Here is a 23956-nt window from a genome sequence, read left to right as displayed (position 1 = left end):
CATTCATTTTTTTTAGCGGTAATTACTGGAAATTTTTCCTCTAAAATAGGTCCTCAAATTGCTCTTCTACCTTTGGACCTTCTGAATTAAACTCTAAATCAATTACTTCTATATTTGTTACGGCATCATCGATTAAGTCGTTTATATTTGCTAGACGTTCTTCAAAGTGATTAATTTTTTCCCTTTTAGGTCTAGTTTTAGGATCAGCTGGCAAAAAGATCGTGCAGCAATCTTCATACGGTAAAATAGATGTCTCATACGTATCAATTTCATGTGCAATATCGATGATTTCAAGCTTATCCATTGCAATTAACGGCCGAATAATCGGGAAATTCGTTACTTCGTTAATTGTATGCATACTTTCCATTGTCTGACTTGCCACCTGGCCTAAACTTTCACCTGTTGCAATAGCTAGTGCTCCGTTTTGTATGGCAACTTTTTCAGCAATGCGAAGCATCATTCTCCGCATAGCAGTCATTGTATAACTTGAAGGAATTTGTTTATGCAATTCCTGCTGTACTTCCGTAAAAGGTACAATATGCACTCGTACACGGCTCCCATACTTCGTTAATTTCTGTGCCAAATCGATTACCTTTTGCTTAGCACGTTCATTTGTAAAAGGTGGACTATGAAAATGGATAGCTTCTATTTTAACGCCTCTTTTCATCGTTAGATAGCCAGCTACAGGACTATCAATTCCACCAGAAAGCATAAGCAAAGCTTTTCCATTTGTGCCAACAGGAAAGCCACCTGCTCCTTTTTGATCCTTACATGTAATAAAAGTAACGCCCTTTCTAACCTCAATTCTGACATTTACATCCGGATTATGGACATCTACTTTTATTCCATCCGTATTTTTTAATATATAACCACCAATATTATGGTTTAATTGTTGAGAATTAACAGGGAAAGTTTTATCAGCGCGTCTAGCTGATACTTTAAAAGTTTTAGCAGTAGGATCAGCCTCTTGAAAAGCTTTTAGAGCCCCAGTTTGAATTTCCTCAAGCTCACTTTTTGTTTTAATTGCTAAACTAAAACTTTGAATCCCGAAAACTTCCGTCAAAATTTGACTTATAGCAAGATGGTCTTCACCGTTCAATTCAATGTACATACGGTCCTTAGTTCGAACAACTGTTGCATTAGGAAAATCCTTCAATCTTCTTTTTATATTTCCCTTCAATACTTGGGAAAATCTTGAACGGTTTTTTCCCTTTAGAGACATTTCACCATAGCGAATTAATATATGATTATATTCCATATAAATCACCTCATAACTTCTTGTAATTTGGATAGCTTTTGTGATAAAACATTTAAAAACTCATTTACTTCCTCCGCTGTATTGGAGAAAGTAAAACTTACTCTTATTGCACTTTTAGCTATTTCTTCTCCTAACCCTGCTTCCAACAATATTCTACTAGCTTGCGCTAATTTAGATGAACAAGCTGACTTAGTCGAAACATATATATTTTCCTTGCTCAGACTTTGAATTAATACTTCAGGTTTTAACTTTGGTATAGAAAAGTTTACAATATGTGGGGCTGATTCCTCCTTAGGAGTATTGATGACAATCCCATCAATCTTAGATAGCCCAGTTATTAGCATCTCTTTAAGCACTTGAAGATTGGCAATTTCTGTTGCCATTTTATCCAGTGTCATTCTAAGTGCTTTCGTCATCGAAACAATTCCTGCTATATTTTCAGTTCCTGCACGAATACCTGATTCTTGGCCGCCACCGCTTAATATAGCAGAGAGTTTCACTCCATCGCGTATATATATAAAGCCTGTTCCTTTCATCGCATGAAATTTATGGCCAGAAAATGTACATAAATCAATACCAGAAGCAGATATATTTAATGGTACCTTACCAATTCCTTGAACATTGTCAACATGAAAAAGAATTTTAGGATAATCCTTTAATAACTTTCCTATCTCAGCAATTGGTTGAATTGTCCCCATTTCATTGTTCACATGAATAATTGAAACCAATATTGTATCTTTTCGAATAGCAGATTTTAATGTTTCTATGTTGACCCTGCCTGCCTTGTCCACAGGCAGATACGTAATATCAAAGCCCAAGTATTCTAGTTGCTTAAAGGCTTCTAGAACAGAAGGATGTTCTACACTTGTCGTAATCATATGTTTTCCTCTTGATTGATACTCAAGAGACGTACCCTTTATAGCCAAATTATTTCCTTCTGAACCACCTGACGTAAAGTAAATTTCAGATGGATTCACATTTAACATTGCTGCAGTTAATTTTCTTGATTGCGTTAACAGTTTTTCAGCCTCACTGCCTAATGTATGAATCGAAGACGGATTACCGAAAAAGTTTTCTGCTACTTTTATATAAGAATCAATTACTTCTGCATAAGGTTTAGTCGTTGCACTATTATCAAAATATATCATGGTAATCACCTATTGAATCAGAATTTTGCATCTACATATATTAACATAAAAATATATAAAGTGAAACTTTTCAATCCAAGTAAATAGACTGAACAATTACTAATAATTTTAATTTTGAATCATTTTTTAGTATCTAAATTTAAATGCTATACTATGGTACGTGTTAAGTGAATTCTTCAAATTATCTTATAATTGAAGATTTATTGGAGGTTATCTTCTATGAAAAACAGGGGTAGTAAACATACCCTAACAATTGGGTTAATGTTATTTGCGCTATTTCTTGGAGCAGGAAATATGATTTTTCCAACTGCATTAGGACAAGCAGCCGGCTCAAATGTAATAGGTGCAACAATTGGTTTTTTAATAACAGGTGTTGGCTTACCTTTATTAGGTGTCACGGCGATCGCCATAAGTGGTGGCAATCTTCGAAGTATAGCAAATCGTGTACATCCAATATTCGGAATTATTTTTACTATTATTTTATATTTAGCTATTGGACCTTTCTTTGGAATCCCACGTACAGGTACAGTTGCTTTTGAAATCGGGGTAACACCGTTCTTACCAAAAAGTGTGGATTCTAATGGATTTTCATTATTTATTTATACAATTATTTTCTTTGCCATTACGTATTGGTTATCCTTAAATCCAACCAAACTCGTGGATCGTATTGGTAAAATATTAACACCACTTTTGATTATAGTTTTAGCATTGTTAGTAGGTAGAGTTTTTATCTCTCCAATGGGGGACATATCAAAACCACAGGCAGCTTACCAAAGCTCACCATTTTTCAAAGGCTTTATTGAAGGTTATTTAACACTAGATGCATTAGCTGCACTAGTATTTGGTATAGTTGTTATTAATGCGATTAAAGACAAGGGAATAAACAATCAAAGAGAAATCACAATAACTACTATAAAAGCAGGGGCTTTTGCAGCTATTGGGTTAATGCTTGTATATGTTTCATTAGCTTATTTGGGTGCAACTAGTATTGATGTAATAGGTCCAGTTTTAAATGGAGGGCAAATTTTATCTGAAGCTGCAACATATTATTATAAATCAATTGGTACAGTTATCCTCGGTATTGCGATTACTTTTGCATGTTTAACGACATCTATTGGATTAGTATCAGCTTGTTCTGAATTTTTTAATAATATTTTCCCTACATTCACATATAGTACATATGTGGGTATTTTTTCAACTTTTAGTATGCTTGTTGCGAATGTTGGCTTGACACAACTCATCGCTATATCAGTACCTATACTTATGATTATTTATCCAATAGCAATTAGTTTAATGTTCTTAACTTTTCTGGATAAGTTCTTTAATGGAGAACAGTTTGTCTATATCGGAGGAGTTGTTGGTGCAGCAGTCATCAGTATTTTAGAAGGTTTTAAAGCAGCTGGGATCCTCTCAACCAATCTAAATGAGTTACTGAACACAGCGCTACCATTTTACTCCGTTGGGGTAGGCTGGCTTATCCCGTTTATAATAGGCTCAATCATTGGCTATTTCATAAAGTATATATTTGAAAAAAGTAACCTAAAAGATTATACAAAAGCATGAGCAAATAAATCGGAAACGCCAGTATAAAAAACTGCTGGGTCTATAACCCAGATGGCCTAGGAGCTGGACAAGTACGTACCGAAAAATAACTTTCATATGCATAAATGAAGACCCCTTTATAAATTAAGGGGTCTTTATTTATGAGGGAAATTACCTATTAATATTCAATGCAGTAAGGAGCGTATCGATGGATACTGATTGATTTATGGCAATATCAATTACATCTTCTTTTGTTAGTCCATTTATTTGAATTGGATCGCTTTCAGATGTCTCGGCAGTCGCATTGTTTGCTACTACGACCCTACCAGCAGTATAATCATGATCATTTAACTGTGGCAGTTGAGATAGAGCTGAAATGCGAGTTGCGGCTTCAGTTGCTCTAACTTGTGGCGACTCTTGGAATAATTGAAAAATAACTAAAGTCCAAACCGACAAGCAGAGTATAGATAGGCCTAAGACTATAGCTTTTTGTAGCATATAGTACAGCTCCTTATACCATTTATTTAACTTTCTATCATCTCATTCAGCTTTTTTATTGCACCCGGTTCTACCTGTTCAATTGCTGTTGCCGCTTCCTCTAATGCTAAATCATAGTCATACATCCTAAAATATTGTTCAGCTTCTGAAAGCTTGGCAGCTAAAAATGCATTCTTACTACGATAACGGTTACCATATTGAATCACTTGTTCAACCAGTCTTGCCTTTTCTACCATCTCTTCTGTTTTTTCATAAAGCTTATCAACAGCATCCTTTGCTTCAGCCAACAATGTATTAACTGCATACATATCTAGCGGTTTTTCCTCTAGCTTATATGTCACAGTCCTTAAGTTGAATTCAGATGTATCAAAAACCTTTATGATACTTTCTGGTAGTCCAGGTAAATGATTTTTCCTAATCAGGCTTTTAGCTTCAATAATCGTTTTTCTCATTTCAACGATTTGCTCTTTTGCTTCACGTTCGTCTTTTCTTAAAGAGTGTAACATTTCTGTGAATTTATGGTGCATTTTCGTAACACTCTCAATATTCGTTTTTATTTCTTCAAGAATTTCACGGAGCAATGATGCAGGCTCTTTATTTTCTTCCAATTTGACTAGAAGATCTTCATATCTCACGATTGTTTGAGCGACCTTTTTTTCAATTTTATGTTGCTCCTCCAAATCTTTATCTTTCAAATGATAACTCTGTTGAACAAAAATAGACTCTTGTTTTGTTGCCACAACCTCATCTTGCAGTTCTTGTAATATAGGGTCAATCGATGGCGTTTCTTGGCTCACAAAATGTTTAGCTATGACTTCTTTCTCTAAACAATCATAGATTTGTTCAATTCGCTCCTTAATATCTGCCATACCATCATTTATATCAGTTATTTCAGCTTGCTCCAATTTAACAAAGTAACCTTGAAGCTCAACTTCAATTTTGTTAAGTTCTTTATCAATTTCAAGGTGCTCGATCACATAGCCAGTTTCTATCATTTCTCTTTGACCATTTCTAATCTCATTAATTTGGGATGGAAATTCTGTTAGACATAAAGTGAATAATTTAGGAATTTCTTCTAACTTTGTATTAAGCATATCAAGACCATTTCGGATTGATAATACTACTTCTCGTGCCTCTAAGTAGTTTCCACCTTCAGTTTTTTCATCAAACTCTATGAATTTATTAGCTACATCATCTAACTGCTGTTCTAATGCAATAACTGCACTTCCAAAAGTATGTCGCGAAGTTAACATTAGTTTACGCTGTTTCTTCATTATTGCTTTAAGCTCTTCAATCTCAACTTTATTTTGTTCTTCACTTCCAATTAGTTCTTGTAAATCAACTAATATCAAATTGATTTTTTCTTCAACCCCATTGAGAACTGACTGGATTTGTTGGTTAATATTTCTGGCCTTTTTAAATCGATAACGATCAGCAGCCTCTTCAGCATCAAACAACAGCTCTTCTACAGATGGCAATTCATTTGTTACAATATCATCCCATGCATTCCGCCATTGCTCAAATTTTTCTTCAGTCTGACCAGTCATGTTTAATTGCTTTACTTTAGATATTTCCTCTGTGACTGGCCTGTTCATAATGTCGATTTTAAGCATCTCTAATTTGTCGACTTCGCTATAAACTTTTTTTCTAAAAATGTATCCATATATTATGATTCCAATTAATACGACAATGAATATTACTAGGTATTCCATGTTTGCCCCCTACTCCTTCACTGCTAGCTTGGCATAAGTGTATTTTATTTTTCTTGTCTAAAAAGACAGAAGGCGATTTATATATAAGTTTTTATAGGAAAAAGCGTTGGAATTAAAACTCCAATACTCCAATATATAAATTCTAAAAAGTTATGTATGAATCAATGTTTTTATGATACCATGTAAACAACAATTTTGCCCAAATTTTTTTTACAAATTGTAGATATTTGGAGGAAAAAAATGAAAATTGATGGTCATATTCACTCCCCTTATTGTCCGCACGGTACAAAAGATACATTTGAGCAATATATTAATCGTGCAATAGAACTATGTTTTAAAGAGATTTCTTTTACAGAGCATGCGCCACTTCCAATCGAATTTGCAGATCCTACACCTGATCGGGATAGCGGAATGGAGCCGCAACTTCTAGAATCGTATATTTCGGATCTCCAACAACTTAAAACGAAATATCGAAATCATATAAAAATAAACATCGGGCTCGAAGTAGACTATCTTGTAAATTATGAATCTGAAACTACTGCATTTCTAAATGAATATGGACGTTTTTTAGATGACAGTATTTTATCTGTTCATTTCTTGAAAAATGGAAATCAGTATTATTGTCTTGATTTTAGTCCAGAGGAATTCGAAAGAATTGTCTCCGTTTTCGGTACAACTGAGAATGTTTATCGCACCTACTACCAGCACCTGAAACAGTCTATTTTAGCAGATTTAGGTAACTATAAACCACGTAGGATCGGACATATGACATTGGTCCATAAATTCCAAAAACGCTTTCCATGTAAAAAATCCTTTAGTGAAGAAATTATCGAAATTCTAAACCTTATGCAAACAAACCAACTATCTCTTGACTATAATGGTGCAGGAATAAATAAATTACTATGCCTTGAACCATATCCACCTGAGTGGATTGTGCAAGAGGCCGCACGTAGAAAAATCCCTTTAGTTTATGGTTCAGACGCCCATACTTCAAGGGATTTAAATCAAGGTTATGAATCTTTATTCAAAGGAGTTTCTTTAACATCACCCACTATTTAGCAGCCCGGTGTGAATAATCAATTAATGATAAAGAAGGTCTTTCATCATGTAATGAAAGGTCTTCTTCTAGCCACCTATCAATTTCTTTATAATATTTTGATACAAAATAAGGTTCTGCTGGGTGAAGGTGTAATACCTCAATCATATACTGTGGATGCAGATAAGGCATGGTAAGCATACCCTTCAATTGCATAATTGTTATCATTATCGGTAATCTTCTAAACTCCTTCTTTTTAATTCCACTTTCAATAATTGTTTGGAAGTAATATCTTTCTTTTGTTAAGTATGTTGTCATGATTTCCCTTATGAGGGTTGTATCTAAAGTAATTTCTCGGTGAACTAAACGAGCTAATTGGTGATTTTTGCTTTCAAACTTTAAAACGTTCAACACCATTTCCCTTAATACAGCCTTCGTTGGTAGAACGTCTTTCTTTTCAAATGCTTCTCCTAAAATTGCAATATACTGTTCAAGAAATGAGATCATCAATTGTTCCAATAAACCTTTTTTTCCATTAAAATAATAGGAAATTAACGCAACATTTACATCTGCTTTCTTCGCAATTTCTCTTACCGATGTTCCATTGAAACCATTCGAGTTAAATAATTGAATTGCAGCATCAAAGACTTTCTGTTTTGTTTTAGACATATTTTTCATTCTATTCACCTCATCTCTTCCTTGTATGTCTATTTCTGTTTTTTATTCGATTTTCCTCTATGATTTCATCGACAAATATAGCCAAATTCCTTTAGTTGTTATATAATTATAAAATTTGTTATTGACTTTGGTAAAACTTTGGTGAGCTATATCCAATCAGAAAAACACCTATCTGGAAAGAGATTTACCTCTCAATTAAAAAAAGGCTGCATACTCAATTCATGCAACCTTTGTGTCAATCATTAACCGCTATATTATTTACTTTTTGTATAAAATCCTACCCCATACTATCTTCCTGAACAACTACGCGGTTTTTACCGTTTTGTTTCGCTTTATACAATGCTTCATCCGCACGATTAAATAACTTTTTCACAGAGTCAGAGCGCTCTTTAAACCAAGTAGCAACACCGCATGAGATGGTGATTTTCGGATTGGTTTCTTCTGCAACTCGTCTAACCAATCGCTCTGCTACCATAGTACCAATAACTAAAGTAGCCCGCGGCAGATAAACAGCAAGTTCTTCACCGCCCCACCGCGCTCCAACGTCATCATCACGTATGCTCCGCTTAATAATTTCTGCTACCTGAATAATAACATCATCACCAACTTGATGCCCGTAGGTATCATTTATACATTTGAAATTATCTATGTCAATAATTAGGAATGTACCTAATGCATCAGTATTCATAGATTGCTGTATTTTTTCATCAAGATATCCTCTTGAATGCAGCTTAGTTAGATGATCTGTAATAACCATTTTTTCTAATTCTTCACGAAGCATAGAATTGGTAAACGCTAATGTTGAATGGTGAATAAGTGATTGCAATAATTTAAACTTATCAAACGAGAAATGGTATGGTTCAGTATTCACTACATAAACAGCCCCAATGAGATTTCCACTTTGCATCATCGGTACAGCCATTAATGATCTGTATAATTTTTCCTCAATCATTGCATCTGATGCAAGATCCCCAATGAATAATGCTTCCTTCTCATTTATTATTTTTTCATTAATGTTTTTGACTAATTGCTTAGAATCTTCTGACGTGAAGTAGTCCGTGCTACCAGCTAATATTTGAGGTGAACCGTCATTAATAAACATAACAAACCCAATTTGGTGCGCGTCAAATGAGGTGGTAATTTGTTCAGTCATGAAACTAATAATTTCTGATAAACGCAAATTAGAATTCAAACGATGTGATGTCTTGTTAATCAACTGTAAATCTGAAATCAACCGTCTTGATTGTTGATATAATTGTGCATTTTCTAAAGCACTACCAGCAGTATTAGCCAGGAGTTCAATAAAACCAATTTCTTGATTGGGAAATATTAAAGTATTAGGCGCATTAACTTGCAGTACGCCGTATATTCCTTGTTTTCCTTTTAATGGTGCATATAATACTGATTTTTCATTAAATAGAGAATCTTCAATTTGTACATCACCGGTCAAAAAAGCTTGTGATGCAGCCTGGTTTACTGAATCCGTTCCATATTGCAAATCTTGAATCGGTAGGTCATGATGATTTGAGTTATCATGGGAAAGTAATAAAACACAATCAAATGAAGGGTATACCTCCTTCAAAGTATGAATAACCTCTTCTAACACATCATCCATGTCCATAGATGAATGGAATTTGGCTGTTACCCGATATAATTGCTCATATCGTTCTTCTTTATTTAAAGAACCGTAAGATCGTTTCCAGCTGCCTAACATTCTTGTAACCTCTACACCTATTAGGTTAAAAACATCTATAGCAAATTCAGATAAATTTATACCTTCTTCAAATTTTATATACAAAAAACCAAATATCGATGAACCCTTTTTGAGCAAAATAACATATGCGTTCCTAGAATTGTCACAAACCCCTAATGTCGATGCATTTAAAACCGAACCTTTTATTAAATGTTGTTGTAACCTAGTCATACGCTTTAAATCGACCGAGAAGGATTTATTATCCTTCTCAACCTGTTCCGTACATTGTTCTAAGTAATACCGTTCTTTCCATTTATTATATAAATATAAACCTACAAATGTGGCATTTACCCTGTTCTTTAAATATTGGACTAATTTTTGTGTTAATACAGGTAGACTGGCAGTATTCTCATCATCTGTAATAAGTCCAAAAAAATAGCTTTTAATTTCAGTTATTTCCGTATTTAGACTCCCTTTAGGGCTAATCATTTTGAAATCACCTTCAAAATTGCAATATATGCATTATAACGTACTATTTCTACCACCATTATAAAACAAAACAGTAATATTTTCCTATCTTTATTTCAAATTATGGATGGGAATTATATCCCGGAAAGATACTGAATTTATTATTCCGATAAAATTAGTGCCAAAACGGACACAAGAGCGCGAAACTAGTTTATGAGTATTTATAGATTATAATATCATCCTTAAAAACAATTAACCATAATTTGTTATCTCTTGATAATGAATGGATGGACACTGGAGTATCCTGAAATCGCTCTGACCACAGTAGAGTGCCATTAGTCGAATAGACTACTACTCGATCCTCAACCATCTTAAACTGAACAGATTTATTAATAAGAATAGTTTCGTCATCGTCTTTTTGACGTGATTGAAGATTCATATCAAAAAAATACCAGTTCCCTTCAAGTTTAATCCAGACGCCCAATGGTTCCTCAGCAACCATAGCTTCTGGTTGTGTTTTTAATTCTACAACATTTACCGTCTCAAACTTATAGTTGTCTAGGACATCAATATTGTATAATAATAATATTGGTTTTTGTTCGTGCATTTTTGCTACTGCAACTAGCGGATTTTGCGAGTCAGTCATTCGCCGAATGACACTAACTTTTTGATCAAAGCTATTGGATGTTTGATTATTCCCAAACTTTAATGTTTGATAATAAAAGGCTAGGATCACGCATAAAACAACTGCTGTTAACATTACTAGACGTAATCGTCTTTGCATTACCGATTCTTTCATAAACATAGGAGACACCTAATTTCTTTTTACTAGTCATGATAGATATCATATCTTTCTATCGTTTATATTAGTAGAGCAGATAATATAAAAACAACTCTTAATGATTTTATCTTGACTTTATGCAGTTAAATACTTATAATATCAATTATGTGTAAAATAAATGCGGCTTTAGTGTACAATCTATTGTTTCATTTTGTTCCTCTGTTATGAGGTGTATCGAGTAACTCTCGGCTGCTAGGGCGAGGATACATGAAAACAAAATGTACAGTAGAATTCAGTACATGTGTCTGTGTTTTTATTTTACAAAATAAAAACATATTTGAAGGAGGAGCTTAAATTATGGCTCGTTATACTGGACCATCTTGGAAATTATCTCGCCGTCTAGGAATTTCACTTAGCGGTACTGGTAAAGAATTAGAAAAACGCCCTTATGCACCTGGTCAACATGGACCAAACCAACGTAAAAAACTTTCTGAATACGGATTACAATTACAAGAGAAGCAAAAGCTTCGTCATATGTTTGGTGTGAATGAGCGCCAATTCCGTAATACGTTTGATGCTGCGGGTAAAATGAAAGGTAAACACGGTGAAAACTTCATGATTCTATTAGAATCACGCCTTGATAACCTAGTTTACCGTATGGGTCTTGCTCGTACTCGTCGCCAAGCACGTCAACTTGTAAACCATGGTCATATCACTGTTGATGGCAGCCGTGTAGATATTCCATCATACCGTGTAAAACCTGGACAAACAATTGGTGTTCGTGAAAAATCACAAAACCTAGACATCATTAAAGAATCTGTAGAAGTTAACAACTTCGTACCTGATTTCTTAACTTTTGATGCTGAAAAATTACAAGGCACATACACTCGTTTCCCAGAGCGTTCTGAAATGCCTGCAGAAATTAACGAAGCATTTATCGTTGAGTTCTACTCTCGTTAATAATTTAATTGAAATTTTAAAACCTACTGGATCTTTCCAGTGGGTTTTATTTTTTTATTAGACTATAACCCTCGTTTTATTACATCCAAAAGCTTATTTGTTGAACAATGCTATAAAACAAAGTGAAAAGGACTTTGTTTATACAAAGTCCTTGCTTTTTTTAGTATTTTATTAAATAGTATTTTTTCTTTCCTCTTCGAATAATTGTAAACTGTTCCTCAATCCGATCTTGTTTAGTAAGTACATGATCTAATTCAGTTACACGATCACCATTTAAATAAATTGCTCCATTTGTTATATCTTCTCTTGCTTGACGTTTTGATGGAGATATTTTACTATCAACCAATAAATCAATCAGGACCATATCGTCCTGCGTACATTCGTATGAAGGAACATCTTTAAAGCCTTGTTTGATTTCAGCAGCCGACAGCTCTTTAATATCCCCACTAAACAGAGCTTCAGAAATTCGTATCGCTTGTTTTAATGCACCTTCACCATGTACTAGTTTTGTTACCTCTTCAGCTAATCTTTTTTGAGCTGTACGTTTTTCAGGTGCTGTTTCTACTTCTTGTGCTAGTGCATCAATTTCATCATGTGAAAGGAAAGTAAAATACTTTAAGAACTTAACAACATCACGATCATCTGTGTTAATTAAGAATTGGTAGAATTCATAAGGCGATGTTTTCTCAGCATCTAACCAAATCGCACCACCTTCTGATTTCCCAAACTTTGTACCATCACTTTTTGTAACTAATGGAATTGTAAAACCATACGCTTTTGCATCTTCATCAGTTGATTTTCTGATTAACTCTAAGCCTGCCGTGATGTTACCCCACTGATCACTTCCACCAATTTGTAAAGTACAGTTTTCATTTTTATATAAATTAAAGAAGTCATAGGATTGCAGTATCATGTAACTAAATTCAGTAAACGAAATTCCTGATTGAATTCGTGATTCCACTGAATCTTTAGCTAACATATAATTTAAACCGAAGTTCTTTCCAACATCTCTTAAAAAACTTATAACATCTAGTTTACCAATCCAATCATAGTTATTTACAGCCTTTGCAGCATTATCTCCCTCAAAAGTTAAAAACTGAGATAGCTGATTTTTAATTTTGTCACTCCATTGTTGAACAATTTCTTTTTCATTTAAAGTTCGTTCTGCCTTCTTACCGCTCGGATCTCCAATTAATCCTGTGGCGCCTCCAACAAGTGCAATTGGCTTATGTCCTGCCTGTTGGAATCTCCTCAGTGTTAAGACTGTTAATAGATGACCAATATGTAAACTATCAGCTGTTGGATCAAATCCACAATATAGTGAAATTGAGTTACTAGTTAATTCCTTCTGTAATCCTTCCTCATCTGTAACTTGATTAACCAACCCACGGTAGGTTAAATCTTCCCATAAATTCATTTTTAACACTCCTTTAATATTAGTAATTAAGTATTTAGGCATTGCCATTATCATAAAGTATAAAAAAACGCTCCTCAAATAGGAACGAAACATGTTCGCGGTACCATCCTATTTGAAGAACGTTATTATTCTTCCACTCATCTGAATAACGGTCAACACCGTTTGTTGATACTAAGAAAAATAGAAAATTCCTATGTAAGAAAATCCATAATTTTTTTCTCAACAAAAGCTCAAGGATTGTAATTCATGTTTTATCTATGTACTGGTTTCCACCAACCACCAGCTCTCTTTATTACAGGGAGATAATCACTACTATTTCCTATCAAAGCATATAAAAGATTTAATTTAATATAATAAGATTTACCATAAATTCAGTATAAAAGTCAAATCAAAATTTGCCATTACCTAGGAAACGTATCAAAAATTGGCCCTTTATGCTATAATAATCCTGATTTAGGGGGATTGATTATGTCAGTTAAAAAAGACAAGTTTTTAAAGGTTGCAAGAATATCTTCAAAAGTAACTTGGAATTTATCTATTATATTTATTACATTCGGCTTAATAGGTTTATCTTTTGCCGGAGCTGTTGGGGCCGGATACTTCGCCTCTCTCGTGAAGGACGAGCCTATTAGAAGTCATGAAAGTATGCGAAAGGATATTTACAATTACGAAGAAACAACAGAGCTCTATTTTAAAGATAATATCTATTTAGGAAAGCTCCGTTCAGATTTAGACCGCGAAGAAACAAAACTTAGCGAGGTTTCCGAATACGTAAAAAATGCGGTCATTGCAACTGAGGATGAATACTTTTATGAACATGCAGGCGTTGTGCCTAAAGCAATCCTACGTGCTATTCTACAGGAGTTTACGAATTCCTCAGTAAAAAGTGGTGGTAGTACACTTACACAACAGTTAATAAAAAACCAAATACTAACGAATGAGGTTTCATTTGACAGAAAAGCAAAAGAAATTATGATCGCTTTACGTCTTGAACAGTTTTTTGAGAAAGATGAAATTCTTGAGGCCTATTTAAACGTAGTACCTTTTGGGCGCAATGCTTCTGGACGAAATATCGCAGGTATCCAGACTGCAGCACAAGGTATTTTCGGGGTAGATGCTAAAGACCTTAATTTGCCACAGGCTGCCTACATAGCAGGATTGCCACAAAGCCCATTTGGTTATACACCATTTAAAGCTAGAACAGGTGAATTAAAAGAAGACATCACACCTGGATTAAACAGAATGAAAACAGTTCTTAATAGAATGTTGACTGCCGGCTATATAACTCAAGCTGAGCATGACGAAGCACTTAAATATGATATAAAAGCTAATTTTGCAAAACCTAAGCCAAATCCTGTTCAAAACTATCCATGGCTAACATTTGAAATTGAAGATCGTGCCAAAGACATCATTCTTAAAATTTTAGCTAAAGAAGACGGCTATACTGAAGAAGATTTGAAAAATGACGAAAACTTATATAACGAGTATTATATGAAAGCAGACAAGAACCTGCGTCAAAATGGATATAGAATATATTCAACAATTGATCAGGGAATCTATGACAAGATGCAGGAAATTAAAAACAACTATCAATATTATGGTAATGATAAACCGGAATCAGTAAAAGATCCTGATACTGGTGAAATGGTTAAAGTGATGGAGCCTGTCGAGGTTGGGGGCATCTTAATCGATAATGATACAGGAGCAATAATCAGTTTCATCGGTGGGCGTGATCATGAAACAGAGCAATTGAATCACGCAACAAGTGGACTACGATCAAACGGTTCAACGATGAAACCGCTCCTTGTATATGCACCTGCAATTGAACTCGGAAAATTACATCCAGGATCAGTAATTCCAGATGTACCGCTAAAATTAAAAGCAGGTCCTGATATGTGGGAGCCTGAAAACTATGGTGAAGGTTATCACGGACTAGTATCAGCAAGATACGCATTAGCCAAGTCTTATAATATCCCTACAGCGAAGGTTTATTCAACAATCATTAATAATGATCCTACTCAATATCTTGAAAAAATGGGTTTCAGCTCATTAACAGATGGGGACAAAAGCCATCTATCAATGGCACTTGGCGCCTTAGATAGAGGTGTAACTGTAGAAGAGAACGTAAATGCATTTGCCACATTTGCAAACTCAGGGAAATTTATTGATGCATATTTAATTGAAAGAATTGAAACAAAAGATGGTGAACTGATTTATCAGCATGAAACAAATCCGGTTGATGTTTTCACTCCTCAGACAGCATATTTAACAATTGATATGATGAGAGATGTAATCTCTGAAGGAACAGCTGCTGGGATTCCAAGTAAATTAAAATTCAAATCAGATTGGGCAGGTAAAACAGGTACATCACAAGATTATCGAGATTCTTGGTTTGTGGCGACAAATCCTAATGTTACGTTTGGATTATGGATGGGGTACGATACTCCTAAACCAATTGAAAAAAGCTACAAAGGTTACTCATACAGTCAACGTAACCAAAATCTCTGGGCCGAATTAATGAATGCGGTATATGATTTAAAACCTGAAATAGTCCAAACTGATCAGCGTTTTGAAATGCCTGGAGGTATCGTCCAAAGATCCTATTGTGCAGTTAGCGGATTATTACCATCATCTATCTGTGAAGAAGCTGGATTAATCCAAACTGATTTATTTAATGCAAAGTTTGTTCCTAAGGAAGTTGATAATAGCCTGATAAAAGGTTCATATGTCACTATCGATGGTAAACATTATCAAGTTCCAGATGGTTTTCCTGAAGAATTTGCATCCAAAGGTTTTATGTTAAATCCTGAATATCTAGCAAGTAATGGCTTAGATTCACTTGAGAATGTTCGCCAACTGATTCCTAATAGGCCAGCATGGAGCAATATCATCGTACCTGAAAAAGATGGTTTTGCCGGAATGACTACTGATAATAGTAAAAAACCTGATAGTGTAAAAAATGTAATCTTAAATAATAACGTACTATCATGGGAGCAACATCCGGGTACTGATATAATCGGATATCGAGTTTATAGAGCAGAGCATATTGATCAGCCTTATAAGTTAGTTGCTACTATACCAAAATCAGCAAATTTGGCATATACAGTAACAAATCCTAACTATTTATTCTATGTAACTGCAGTCAATAGTGTTGGAAATGAATCTCCTCCATCCAATAAAGTATCTATTATTGATTGGGAAAACGGCAGTGAATATTTACCGATCCCAATTGGGGATGGCCAAAGTGGGACACCAGTGGAGCCAACCAATCCTAATAACGAGGATAATAAAACTGGAACAACACCGGTCGATTCGAAAAAACCGAAAGACCCAATTCCTAACCCGCTAGAAAATTTAAATTAGAATAAAACCACAGATTCTATATAAGAATCTGTGGTTTTTCTAATACAACTACTTCCCGTTGCAAAATAAGACCCCTACCATTTTGGCGGGGGCCTATTATATCATACTATTAATCTTCCATTGTTGATAGATCGCCAGTTGGAAGGTCTAATTCCCAAGCTTTCAATACACGTCTCATAATCTTACCACTTCTAGTTTTTGGTAACTTATCACGGAACTCAATTTCACGTGGAGCAGCATGTGCAGCTAATCCAGTTTTTACGAATTGACGGATCTCTTCCTTCAGATCTTCACTTTGTTCAAAACCATCTCTTAATGCTACAAATGCCTTAATAATTTCGCCACGAACTGGATCAGGCTTTCCAATAACACCTGCCTCCGCAACTGCAGGATGTTCGACAAGTTTACTTTCAACTTCAAATGGACCTACGCGCTCACCAGATGTCATAATAACATCATCGATTCGCCCTTGGAACCAGAAGTATCCATCTTCATCCATATAGGCTGAATCACCAGAAACATACCAATCACCGGGCATAAAATAAGATTCATATTTTTCTTGGTTATTCCAAATTTGTCTCATCATGGACGGCCAGCCTTTTTTAATTGCAAGATTACCCATACGATATGGAGGTAATTCTTGACCTTGATCATCCACGATAGCTGCCTGAACGCCAGGAATTGGCTTACCCATTGAGCCAGGTTTAATATCCATTGATGGATAGTTACAAATTAATTGCGCTCCTGTTTCTGTCATCCACCATGTATCATGGATTCTAAGACCAAACACTTTATTACCCCAACGGACAACCTCAGGATTTAATGGCTCGCCAACACTCACAATATGACGTAGTGAAGAAAGATCAAACTGCTTAACAACTTCATCACCAGCACCCATTAACATTCTAAATGCAGTTGGAGCACTATACCAAACTGTTACATTTAAATCTTCAAGTGCTTGATACCATGTCTCAGGTTTAAAGCGGCCGCCGACGATTACATTTGTTACTCCGCTTAACCAAGGTCCAAAAATACCATATGCTGTACCAGTTACCCAGCCAGGATCTGCAGTACACCAGTACACATCGTCATCTTTTAAATCTAATACCCACTTAGCTGTTTGGTATTGTTGAATCATTGCATTATGAACATGAAGAACTCCCTTTGGCTTGCCTGTAGAACCTGAAGTATAGTGCAAAATAAATCCATCTTCACGATCTACCCATTCAATTTCAAGCTCATCACTTGCTGTTTTCATACGAGTATTAAAATCTATATATTTTTCATCTTCCTTAACATTATCACCAACCAAAATAACCTTTTTTAGATGTGGTAATTCATTTACAGGAACACGATCTAATAGCTGAGGTGTTGTAATAATCACCTTTGCTTCGCTGTCATCAAGTCGGTCTCGTACAGCACCTTCCATAAACGCCTCAAATAAAGGCCCTACAATTGCACCTAGTTTAATTGCACCTAGAACAACAAAGTACAGCTCAGGGGAGCGAGGCATAAAAACAAATACACGATCTCCCTTTTCAACTTGTGCAGTTTCTTTTATTATATTACCAGCTTTATTTGATGCTTTACTCAAGTCAAGGTAAGTATACTGTTCATCACGCTCTGGATCACGATAATGAAGTGCTATTTTATCTTTTTTATCTGATTTAGCATGGCGGTCAATCGCTTCATAAGCGATATTAACTTGTCCTGATTCGTACCATGTGAAATTCTTCTCTACTTCTTTCCAATTAAATGACTGGTAAGTCTTTGTATAATCCCCTAAATTATGATCCCCATTTACTGCGGTAAGCGTTTCCACTTTCATATCTGTCTCCCCCTTTTTTTCGTTGAGTATTTACATTATAATATACTTGCGAAAATTTCGCAATTTTCCATAAAGTATTTTACAAATAAATAAATATTTTTTTTCCTTTTAATTCTGCATCACCTATTTATGTATAATAGAGATAATCAAGCATTTTCCGTTTTTTTAAAGGTGGTGGCTCAGTGGAACATAGTAAAACATATTTCAAACGAGAAATAGAAACAAGTGATGGTGCATTAGTTATAGAAGGACCTGTAAAATCGGACATACTTGAAACCTACCTGTTTCATGAGGATTTAGTAGCTTTTCGCAGGCCGGAAGAACAGCATAAAGCAATTGTTGAAATCTCACAACTTCCTGAAGGAAGGATTATTATTGCAAGATCCGAGAATACGATAATTGGCTATGTAACTTATTTATACCCAGATCCATTAGAGCGGTGGTCAGAAGGAAATATGGAGAACTTAATCGAGCTAGGTGCTGTTGAAGTTATACCTAAATTCCGAGGATATGGGGTAGGGAAAAATCTGTTAGAGGTATCAATGCTAGATGATGCGATGGAAGATTACGTTATTATTACAACAGAGTATTATTGGCATTGGGACTTAAAAGGGACAGGATTAAATGTTTGGGAATATCGTAAAGTGATGGAAAAAATGATGAACGCTGGCGGGCTGATTTGGTATGCTACTGATGACCCAGAGATAAGCTCGCATCCTGCAAACTGTTTAATGGCACGAATTGGGTCTAGAGTAGATCAGGAATCTGTACAAAACTTTGATCAACTACGATTTATGAATCGATTTATGTATTAAAATAGGGGGTATTTTACATGATTATTGAAGAGATAATGAATCGAAATGTGGTTACAATGAGACCGCATGAGACTATTGAAAAAGCTTGTGAAATCATGCATAGTAATCGGATTCGCCATATCCCAATTGTAGATGAAAACAATCATGTAATTGGTGTAATCTCGGATAGAGATATTCGCGATGTGAGCCCATCAATATTCCACTCAGAAGAGCATCTGGAAGATCTGCAAAAACCGATTGCTAGTATTATGACTGAAGAAGTGCTAACAGGACATCCCCTCGATTTCGTTGAAGAAATTTGTACTATATTTTACGAACATCAAATTGGTTGTTTACCAATTGAATCTGAAGGCAAACTTGTTGGTATTATAACAGAAAGTGATATGCTACATACATTAGTAAAGGTGATGGGCGCGGATCAACCAAGCTCACTAATTGAAATTAAAGTTGAAAATAAATTAGGAATGTTGGCCGAGGTAGCCCAAATTTTTAGTGAAAAGCGTATTAATATTATTAGTGTTTTAGTTTATCCTGATAAAAAAGATCCCTCTAGTAAATTGCTTTTATTCCGGGTACAAACAATGAACCCAATGAAAGTTATTCATGAACTTAAAGACCAAGGCTATACGGTTTTATGGCCTAACTTACCTGGTGTATCATCATGAAAAAAGGGATCTATTATGTTCACTCTGAACAGTATCAAGCATATAAGTTCAACGAAAGTCATCCCTTTGATCAAAAGAGAATCGAATTAACAACTGATTTATTATTATCATTAGGTGTCCTTGAAACTTCAGATATGATTTCAGCTAGAATGGCCACCGACGATGAAATTGCCCTTATTCACGATCCAAATTACATTGAAGCAGTTAAGAAAGCTGGCAGGGGAGAGCTACCTGAAGAAATAGCTAATAATTACGGTCTTGGTACTGAAGATGTACCGATGTTTGAGAATATGCATGAAGCAAGTGCATTCTTAGTAGGCGGTACCTTAACGGCAGTCGATCTAGTAATGGAAGGGAAAGCAGAACATGCATTAAATCTTGGCGGCGGTCTTCATCATGGTTTTCGCGGAAAAGCTTCCGGTTTCTGTATTTATAACGATAGTTCGATTGCGATTAAATATATACAAGAGAAATACGGTGCAAGAATATTATATGTAGATACCGATGCACATCATGGTGACGGAGTACAGTGGTCTTTCTATGACGATCCTACAGTTTGCACCTTTTCAATCCATGAAACAGGTCGTTACCTTTTTCCCGGTACCGGAAATGTAAGTGAAAGAGGGGCAGGGGCAGGTTATGGATATACATTCAATATCCCTGTTGATGCTTTTACTGAAGATGAATCTTGGCTAGATTGCTACTTTACAAGTCTTAGAGAAGTGGCGAACTTTTTCAAACCAGATGTTATCTTAACACAAAACGGTGTAGATTCGCATTACTTGGATCCACTAACGCATTTGTCTGCAACAATGAACATTTTTCGACATATACCAAAGCTCGCTCATCGAATTGCACATGAGTACTGCAACGGTAAATGGATTGCCGTTGGTGGTGGCGGATATGATCACTGGAGAGTTGTACCTAGAGCTTGGTCCTTACTATGGTTAGAGATGATAGATAAACAAGATGAAGTTGCTAATGGTTCATTACCGTTGGAATGGATAGAAAAATGGCAACCCCTTGCACCAGTGAAACTTATACCAACATGGGATGATCCCGCCAATCTCTATCCTCCGATTCCTAGGAAACCGGAAATAACTGAAAAGAATGCTCAAACAGTCCAAAAAGCTATTCAACAGATCCAAAGATCAAATAAAAGCTAAAATCGATTCAATAAATTAAAAAGACCAAATCAGAAAGTGATTTGGTCTTGGTCTAAACAACTGTTATTCATGACCTTATTTTATAGCAGTTGAATTATATCTCTTAGTTATTGCTGTTCATCAAACTCCGGGTCGGAAATAACGATTTCAACTCGTCGGTTTTTCTGCCAATTTTCAGGACTATTATTTTCTACAACTGGACGAGTATCTCCGTATGCAACACCACTGAATCGAGTATTATCCAGATTATGATTTGTAACTATATATCTAATCACACTACCAGCACGTGCACCAGATAACTCCCAATTTGAAGGGAAACGATAAGTTGAAATGGGGCGATTATCAGTATGTCCTTCAACTTTAATAGGGTTCGGAACGGTTTTCAACAGCGTTCCTACCTTGTCCAAAAAAGGATAGGCACTCGGCAATAAATCGGCTGTACCACTATCAAAAAGAACATTCTCCTGTAGAACTAAAACAACACCCCGCTCTTCACGTTTGGCTGAAATAACATCTGTTAAACCATGTTCAGTTAAAAAAGCATTAATGTCCGTCATCAATTCCTGTAATGAGTCATTTTCTGCTTGATTTCTTTGCTGATTCTGTGCATCTTTAAGTTCCTTTTCAATCTCTTCCGGTGACTTAGATATCCTTGGATTTTCCGTTGGATTTTGGTTTTCAATAACAGATGGATACCCATCAAAATTAAATGCTGACCTGTTTTGGAAGGATTGAGCAATAGCACTAAACTTAACAAGATCAATTTGTGACATCGAAAATAATAAAATAAAGAATACTAGAATAAGAGTCACTAAATCCGAGAATGTTGTCATCCATTTCTGAGATGGGCCTTCTCTCTCTCTTTTTCTACGCTTCATTCATATTCCCCTCCTCCGCATCGTCGTCTCGTCGACGCGCATTTGCTGGAAGGAATGCACTTAATTTTTCTTCAAGAATTTTAGGGTTTTGACCTGATTGAACGCCAATAACCCCTTCAATCGCAATTTGCTTTAGAAATACTTCCTTTTCTGTTTTTGCTGCCAATTTATTAGAAAGCGGAATAAAAACAACGTTTGCTAGAAGTGAACCATATAAAGTTGTCAAAATTGCTATAGCCATGTTTGGACCAAGTGAAGAAGGATCATTCAAATTCTTTAACATCAATACAAGACCAACTAATGTCCCAATCATCCCCCATGCTGGTGCCATTTCCCCACCTTTATCAAGAATACTGCGGTTTAATTTATGGCGGTCCTCCATTGCAATAATTTCTGCATTTAATATATCACTAATAACATCCGGTTCAATGCCGTCTACGGCTAAAAGTACACCTTTTTTTATAAACTCGTCATCGACAGACTCCATTTCAGTTTCAAGCGCTAGTAGTCCTTCTCTTCGAGCACGGTCCGAAAGTGTAACAAATGTACTAATTAAACCTTCAATATCTTGATCATGTTGGCTAAAGCCTTGTTTGATTACCTTAAATGTGTTTTTCAATTCAGGTAATGTAAAACTTGTTAATAATGAAGCAGCCGTGCCACCGATGACTATAAAAACTGATGGCAAATCCCAAAAGTATTGTAATCCAGCAAATCCGCTACCTGAAAAAATTCCAAACATAACGAATACAACTGCTGCAATTAAGCCAATAACTGTTGCAATATCATTCCTTCTCATGGTTTCTCCCTACCTTATGCTACGACAGCTATCATGCTTGTCTTTTCTATTTAGTTGACTGTCGATATTCAATACGATGTGGTAAAACCACAATATGGTCGTCCACTTTTTCTTTATTCATAAATTTAGTTAATAAACGCATAGCAACTGCGCCAATATCATAAGTTGGCTGTACAACAGTTGTTAACTGCGGTCTAACCATTACCGCTAGTCTCGTGTTATCATATCCAATTACTTCAATATCATTAGGAACATTCAAGCCTAAATCTTGAGCACCGTGAATAACGCCCAAGGCCATTTCATCTGTTTCAGTAAAAATCGCAGATTGTGTTAATCCTTTTTCTTTAAATTCATGGATAGCTTCTAAACCTGCATCATACGTATAATCACCAATAAAGATATTACTTTCATCGAAAGGAATATTAGCTTCTTCTAACGCCCGACGATATCCTGCAAACTTTAGATCACGATCTGTAACTTCTTCCATCGGTCCAGTAACAAACCCAATTGATTTATGACCTTTTTCAATTAAGAAATGGACCGCATCATATGCAGCCTGCTCATAATCAATATTTACTGACGGGATTTCATGATTTTCATCATAGGTTGCAGCCAGCACAATTGGTGCAGGTGACTTTTTAAACTCTTCCACATGCTCATCTGTTATGTTACCACCCATAAATACGATTCCATCAACTTGTTTTCCTAACAATGTGTTAAGTAGATGTAACTCTTTTTCTTTATTTTGATCCGAGTTACTTAAGATAATATTGTATTTGTACATTGTTGCAATATCTTCGATTCCCCTTGCAAGTTCTGCAAAATAGACGCTCGAGATATCAGGAATTATTACACCAACTGTGGTTGTTTTTTTACTAGCTAAACCTCGTGCAACTGCGTTTGGACGATAGCCTAATCTATCGATTGCCTCTAACACTTTCTTTCTAGTTGTAGGTTTAACATTTGGATTACCATTGACTACACGTGATACAGTTGCCATTGAAACTCCAGCTTCCCTTGCAACATCATATATTGTAATATTCAAAATAATGCCTCCTTTTGACCGTACTGCACTTTATAATTTAAATTATAAACTCAATTATACGTTAAAATCCTCTTTCATTGAAGTTTAATTATTATTAATAGTGTTCTACGATTGTTTACTATTATTAGTTTAAGTTATTACATTATGCATTACATATCATATTTAAACAAGTCCTAAAAAAAGTGGATTATTTATGAAAATAAACA

Annotated in this window: 19 protein-coding genes and 1 other annotated feature; of the genes, 7 read left to right on the top strand and 12 right to left on the bottom strand. The window is 35.3% G+C overall.

Features of this window, described 5'->3' with window-relative positions:
* Positions 1–40 precede the first annotated feature (40 nt).
* Both thiI and C1724_RS03115 read right to left on the bottom strand, forming a co-directional pair.
* Positions 41–1258, bottom strand: a complete 1218-nt coding sequence (gene thiI / locus C1724_RS03120; RefSeq protein ID WP_102345275.1) for a tRNA uracil 4-sulfurtransferase ThiI — start codon at positions 1256–1258, stop codon at positions 41–43.
* A 5-nt stretch (positions 1259–1263) separates the two neighbouring features.
* Entirely contained in the window at positions 1264–2406 is a 1143-nt protein-coding gene (locus C1724_RS03115; RefSeq protein ID WP_102345274.1) for a cysteine desulfurase family protein, read from the bottom strand.
* 219 nt (positions 2407–2625) lie between these two features.
* Between C1724_RS03115 and brnQ the strand changes: the two genes are divergently transcribed.
* A complete protein-coding gene (gene brnQ, locus C1724_RS03110) occupies positions 2626–3969 on the top strand; it encodes a branched-chain amino acid transport system II carrier protein (protein ID WP_102345273.1) in 1344 nt (447 codons plus the stop codon).
* Between the two features lie 150 nt (positions 3970–4119).
* Here the strand turns inward: brnQ and C1724_RS03105 are convergent, their stop codons facing one another.
* Together C1724_RS03105 and ezrA are read right to left on the bottom strand one after the other, a co-directional pair.
* Positions 4120–4446 carry a hypothetical protein gene (locus C1724_RS03105; RefSeq protein ID WP_102345272.1) on the bottom strand — a complete coding sequence of 109 codons (327 nt, stop codon included), beginning with the start codon at positions 4444–4446 and terminating at the stop codon, positions 4120–4122.
* A gap of 26 nt (positions 4447–4472) precedes the next feature.
* Positions 4473–6158, bottom strand: coding sequence for a septation ring formation regulator EzrA (gene ezrA / locus C1724_RS03100; protein WP_102345271.1), 1686 nt, complete (start codon positions 6156–6158; stop codon positions 4473–4475).
* Positions 6159–6398: 240 nt separating this feature from the next.
* Between ezrA and hisJ the strand changes: the two genes are divergently transcribed.
* Positions 6399–7217, top strand: a complete 819-nt coding sequence (hisJ, locus tag C1724_RS03095; RefSeq protein ID WP_102345270.1) for a histidinol-phosphatase HisJ — start codon at positions 6399–6401, stop codon at positions 7215–7217.
* Here hisJ and refZ read toward each other — a convergent pair.
* The 3 genes from refZ to C1724_RS03080 form a co-directional block, all read right to left on the bottom strand.
* A complete protein-coding gene (gene refZ, locus C1724_RS03090; RefSeq protein ID WP_142386541.1) occupies positions 7210–7863 on the bottom strand; it encodes a forespore capture DNA-binding protein RefZ in 654 nt (217 codons plus the stop codon). The genes hisJ and refZ overlap by 8 nt on opposite strands.
* Positions 7864–8149: 286 nt before the next feature.
* The gene (locus C1724_RS03085) at positions 8150–10054 is read right to left on the bottom strand and encodes a sensor domain-containing diguanylate cyclase (RefSeq protein WP_102345268.1); all 1905 of its coding nucleotides are present in this window, start codon (positions 10052–10054) and stop codon (positions 8150–8152) included.
* Between the two features lie 190 nt (positions 10055–10244).
* A complete protein-coding gene (locus tag C1724_RS03080; RefSeq protein ID WP_142386516.1) occupies positions 10245–10832 on the bottom strand; it encodes a hypothetical protein in 588 nt (195 codons plus the stop codon).
* Positions 10833–11171: 339 nt separating this feature from the next.
* On the opposite strand from C1724_RS03080, the gene rpsD reads away from it, so the two are divergent.
* Positions 11172–11774, top strand: a complete 603-nt coding sequence (gene rpsD / locus C1724_RS03075; RefSeq protein WP_102345266.1) for a 30S ribosomal protein S4 — start codon at positions 11172–11174, stop codon at positions 11772–11774.
* Positions 11775–11934: 160 nt separating this feature from the next.
* Here rpsD and tyrS read toward each other — a convergent pair whose 3' ends face one another.
* Complete coding sequence (tyrS, locus tag C1724_RS03070; protein WP_102345265.1) at positions 11935–13191, bottom strand: tyrosine--tRNA ligase; 1257 nt, start codon at positions 13189–13191, stop codon at positions 11935–11937.
* Between the two features lie 77 nt (positions 13192–13268).
* Positions 13269–13526 (bottom strand) — a binding site (T-box leader).
* A 133-nt stretch (positions 13527–13659) separates the two neighbouring features.
* On the opposite strand from tyrS, the gene C1724_RS03065 reads away from it, so the two are divergent.
* Positions 13660–16554 (top strand): transglycosylase domain-containing protein, encoded by a 2895-nt coding sequence (locus C1724_RS03065; protein ID WP_102345264.1) that lies wholly within the window; start codon positions 13660–13662, stop codon positions 16552–16554.
* 109 nt (positions 16555–16663) lie between these two features.
* Here the strand turns inward: C1724_RS03065 and acsA are convergent, their stop codons facing one another.
* Entirely contained in the window at positions 16664–18382 is a 1719-nt protein-coding gene (acsA, locus tag C1724_RS03060; RefSeq protein WP_102345263.1) for an acetate--CoA ligase, read from the bottom strand.
* 182 nt (positions 18383–18564) lie between these two features.
* Between acsA and C1724_RS03055 the strand changes: the two genes are divergently transcribed.
* From C1724_RS03055 to C1724_RS03045, 3 genes are read left to right on the top strand one after another with little or no spacing between them, the layout of a single operon-like run.
* Entirely contained in the window at positions 18565–19197 is a 633-nt protein-coding gene (locus tag C1724_RS03055; protein ID WP_102345262.1) for a GNAT family N-acetyltransferase, read from the top strand.
* Between the two features lie 17 nt (positions 19198–19214).
* Positions 19215–19862 (top strand): acetoin utilization AcuB family protein, encoded by a 648-nt coding sequence (locus C1724_RS03050; protein ID WP_102345261.1) that lies wholly within the window; start codon positions 19215–19217, stop codon positions 19860–19862.
* On the top strand, positions 19859–21028 hold the full coding sequence (locus C1724_RS03045; RefSeq protein WP_102345260.1) for an acetoin utilization protein AcuC: 1170 nt from the start codon (positions 19859–19861) through the stop codon (positions 21026–21028). Before C1724_RS03050 ends, C1724_RS03045 begins: the two co-directional genes overlap by 4 nt.
* 107 nt (positions 21029–21135) lie before the next feature.
* Here the strand turns inward: C1724_RS03045 and motS are convergent, their stop codons facing one another.
* The 3 genes from motS to ccpA are packed head-to-tail and all read right to left on the bottom strand — an operon-like array spanning position 21136 to position 23753.
* A complete protein-coding gene (gene motS, locus C1724_RS03040) occupies positions 21136–21906 on the bottom strand; it encodes a flagellar motor protein MotS (RefSeq protein ID WP_102345259.1) in 771 nt (256 codons plus the stop codon).
* Positions 21896–22705, bottom strand: coding sequence for a flagellar motor protein MotP (motP, locus tag C1724_RS03035; protein ID WP_102345258.1), 810 nt, complete (start codon positions 22703–22705; stop codon positions 21896–21898). The genes motS and motP overlap by 11 nt, the downstream gene beginning before the upstream one ends.
* 46 nt (positions 22706–22751) lie before the next feature.
* The gene (ccpA, locus tag C1724_RS03030) at positions 22752–23753 is read right to left on the bottom strand and encodes a catabolite control protein A (RefSeq protein ID WP_102345257.1); all 1002 of its coding nucleotides are present in this window, start codon (positions 23751–23753) and stop codon (positions 22752–22754) included.
* Positions 23754–23956 lie beyond the last annotated feature (203 nt).

The organism is Bacillus sp. Marseille-P3661, assembly GCF_900240995.1.
GTDB lineage: Bacteria > Bacillota > Bacilli > Bacillales > Bacillaceae_J > OESV01.
The sequence above is the reverse complement of the archived record's forward strand: the minus strand, read 5'-3'. Positions and strand labels throughout refer to the sequence as shown.

Excerpts from the sequence above, each read along its gene's own strand:
- ezrA (WP_102345271.1), bottom strand. The coding sequence starts at position 6,158 with ATGGAATACCTAGTAATATTCATTGTCGTATTAATTGGAATCATAATA.
- thiI (WP_102345275.1), bottom strand. The coding sequence starts at position 1,258 with ATGGAATATAATCATATATTAATTCGCTATGGTGAAATGTCTCTAAAG.
- C1724_RS03045 (WP_102345260.1), top strand. The coding sequence starts at position 19,859 with ATGAAAAAAGGGATCTATTATGTTCACTCTGAACAGTATCAAGCATAT.
- hisJ (WP_102345270.1), top strand. The coding sequence starts at position 6,399 with ATGAAAATTGATGGTCATATTCACTCCCCTTATTGTCCGCACGGTACA.
- tyrS (WP_102345265.1), bottom strand. The coding sequence starts at position 13,191 with ATGAATTTATGGGAAGATTTAACCTACCGTGGGTTGGTTAATCAAGTT.
- C1724_RS03050 (WP_102345261.1), top strand. The coding sequence starts at position 19,215 with ATGATTATTGAAGAGATAATGAATCGAAATGTGGTTACAATGAGACCG.
- acsA (WP_102345263.1), bottom strand. The coding sequence starts at position 18,382 with ATGAAAGTGGAAACGCTTACCGCAGTAAATGGGGATCATAATTTAGGG.
- C1724_RS03065 (WP_102345264.1), top strand. The coding sequence starts at position 13,660 with ATGTCAGTTAAAAAAGACAAGTTTTTAAAGGTTGCAAGAATATCTTCA.
- refZ (WP_142386541.1), bottom strand. The coding sequence starts at position 7,863 with ATGTCTAAAACAAAACAGAAAGTCTTTGATGCTGCAATTCAATTATTT.
- brnQ (WP_102345273.1), top strand. The coding sequence starts at position 2,626 with ATGAAAAACAGGGGTAGTAAACATACCCTAACAATTGGGTTAATGTTA.
- motS (WP_102345259.1), bottom strand. The coding sequence starts at position 21,906 with ATGAAGCGTAGAAAAAGAGAGAGAGAAGGCCCATCTCAGAAATGGATG.
- C1724_RS03115 (WP_102345274.1), bottom strand. The coding sequence starts at position 2,406 with ATGATATATTTTGATAATAGTGCAACGACTAAACCTTATGCAGAAGTA.
- motP (WP_102345258.1), bottom strand. The coding sequence starts at position 22,705 with ATGAGAAGGAATGATATTGCAACAGTTATTGGCTTAATTGCAGCAGTT.
- C1724_RS03080 (WP_142386516.1), bottom strand. The coding sequence starts at position 10,832 with ATGAAAGAATCGGTAATGCAAAGACGATTACGTCTAGTAATGTTAACA.
- rpsD (WP_102345266.1), top strand. The coding sequence starts at position 11,172 with ATGGCTCGTTATACTGGACCATCTTGGAAATTATCTCGCCGTCTAGGA.
- C1724_RS03085 (WP_102345268.1), bottom strand. The coding sequence starts at position 10,054 with ATGATTAGCCCTAAAGGGAGTCTAAATACGGAAATAACTGAAATTAAA.
- C1724_RS03105 (WP_102345272.1), bottom strand. The coding sequence starts at position 4,446 with ATGCTACAAAAAGCTATAGTCTTAGGCCTATCTATACTCTGCTTGTCG.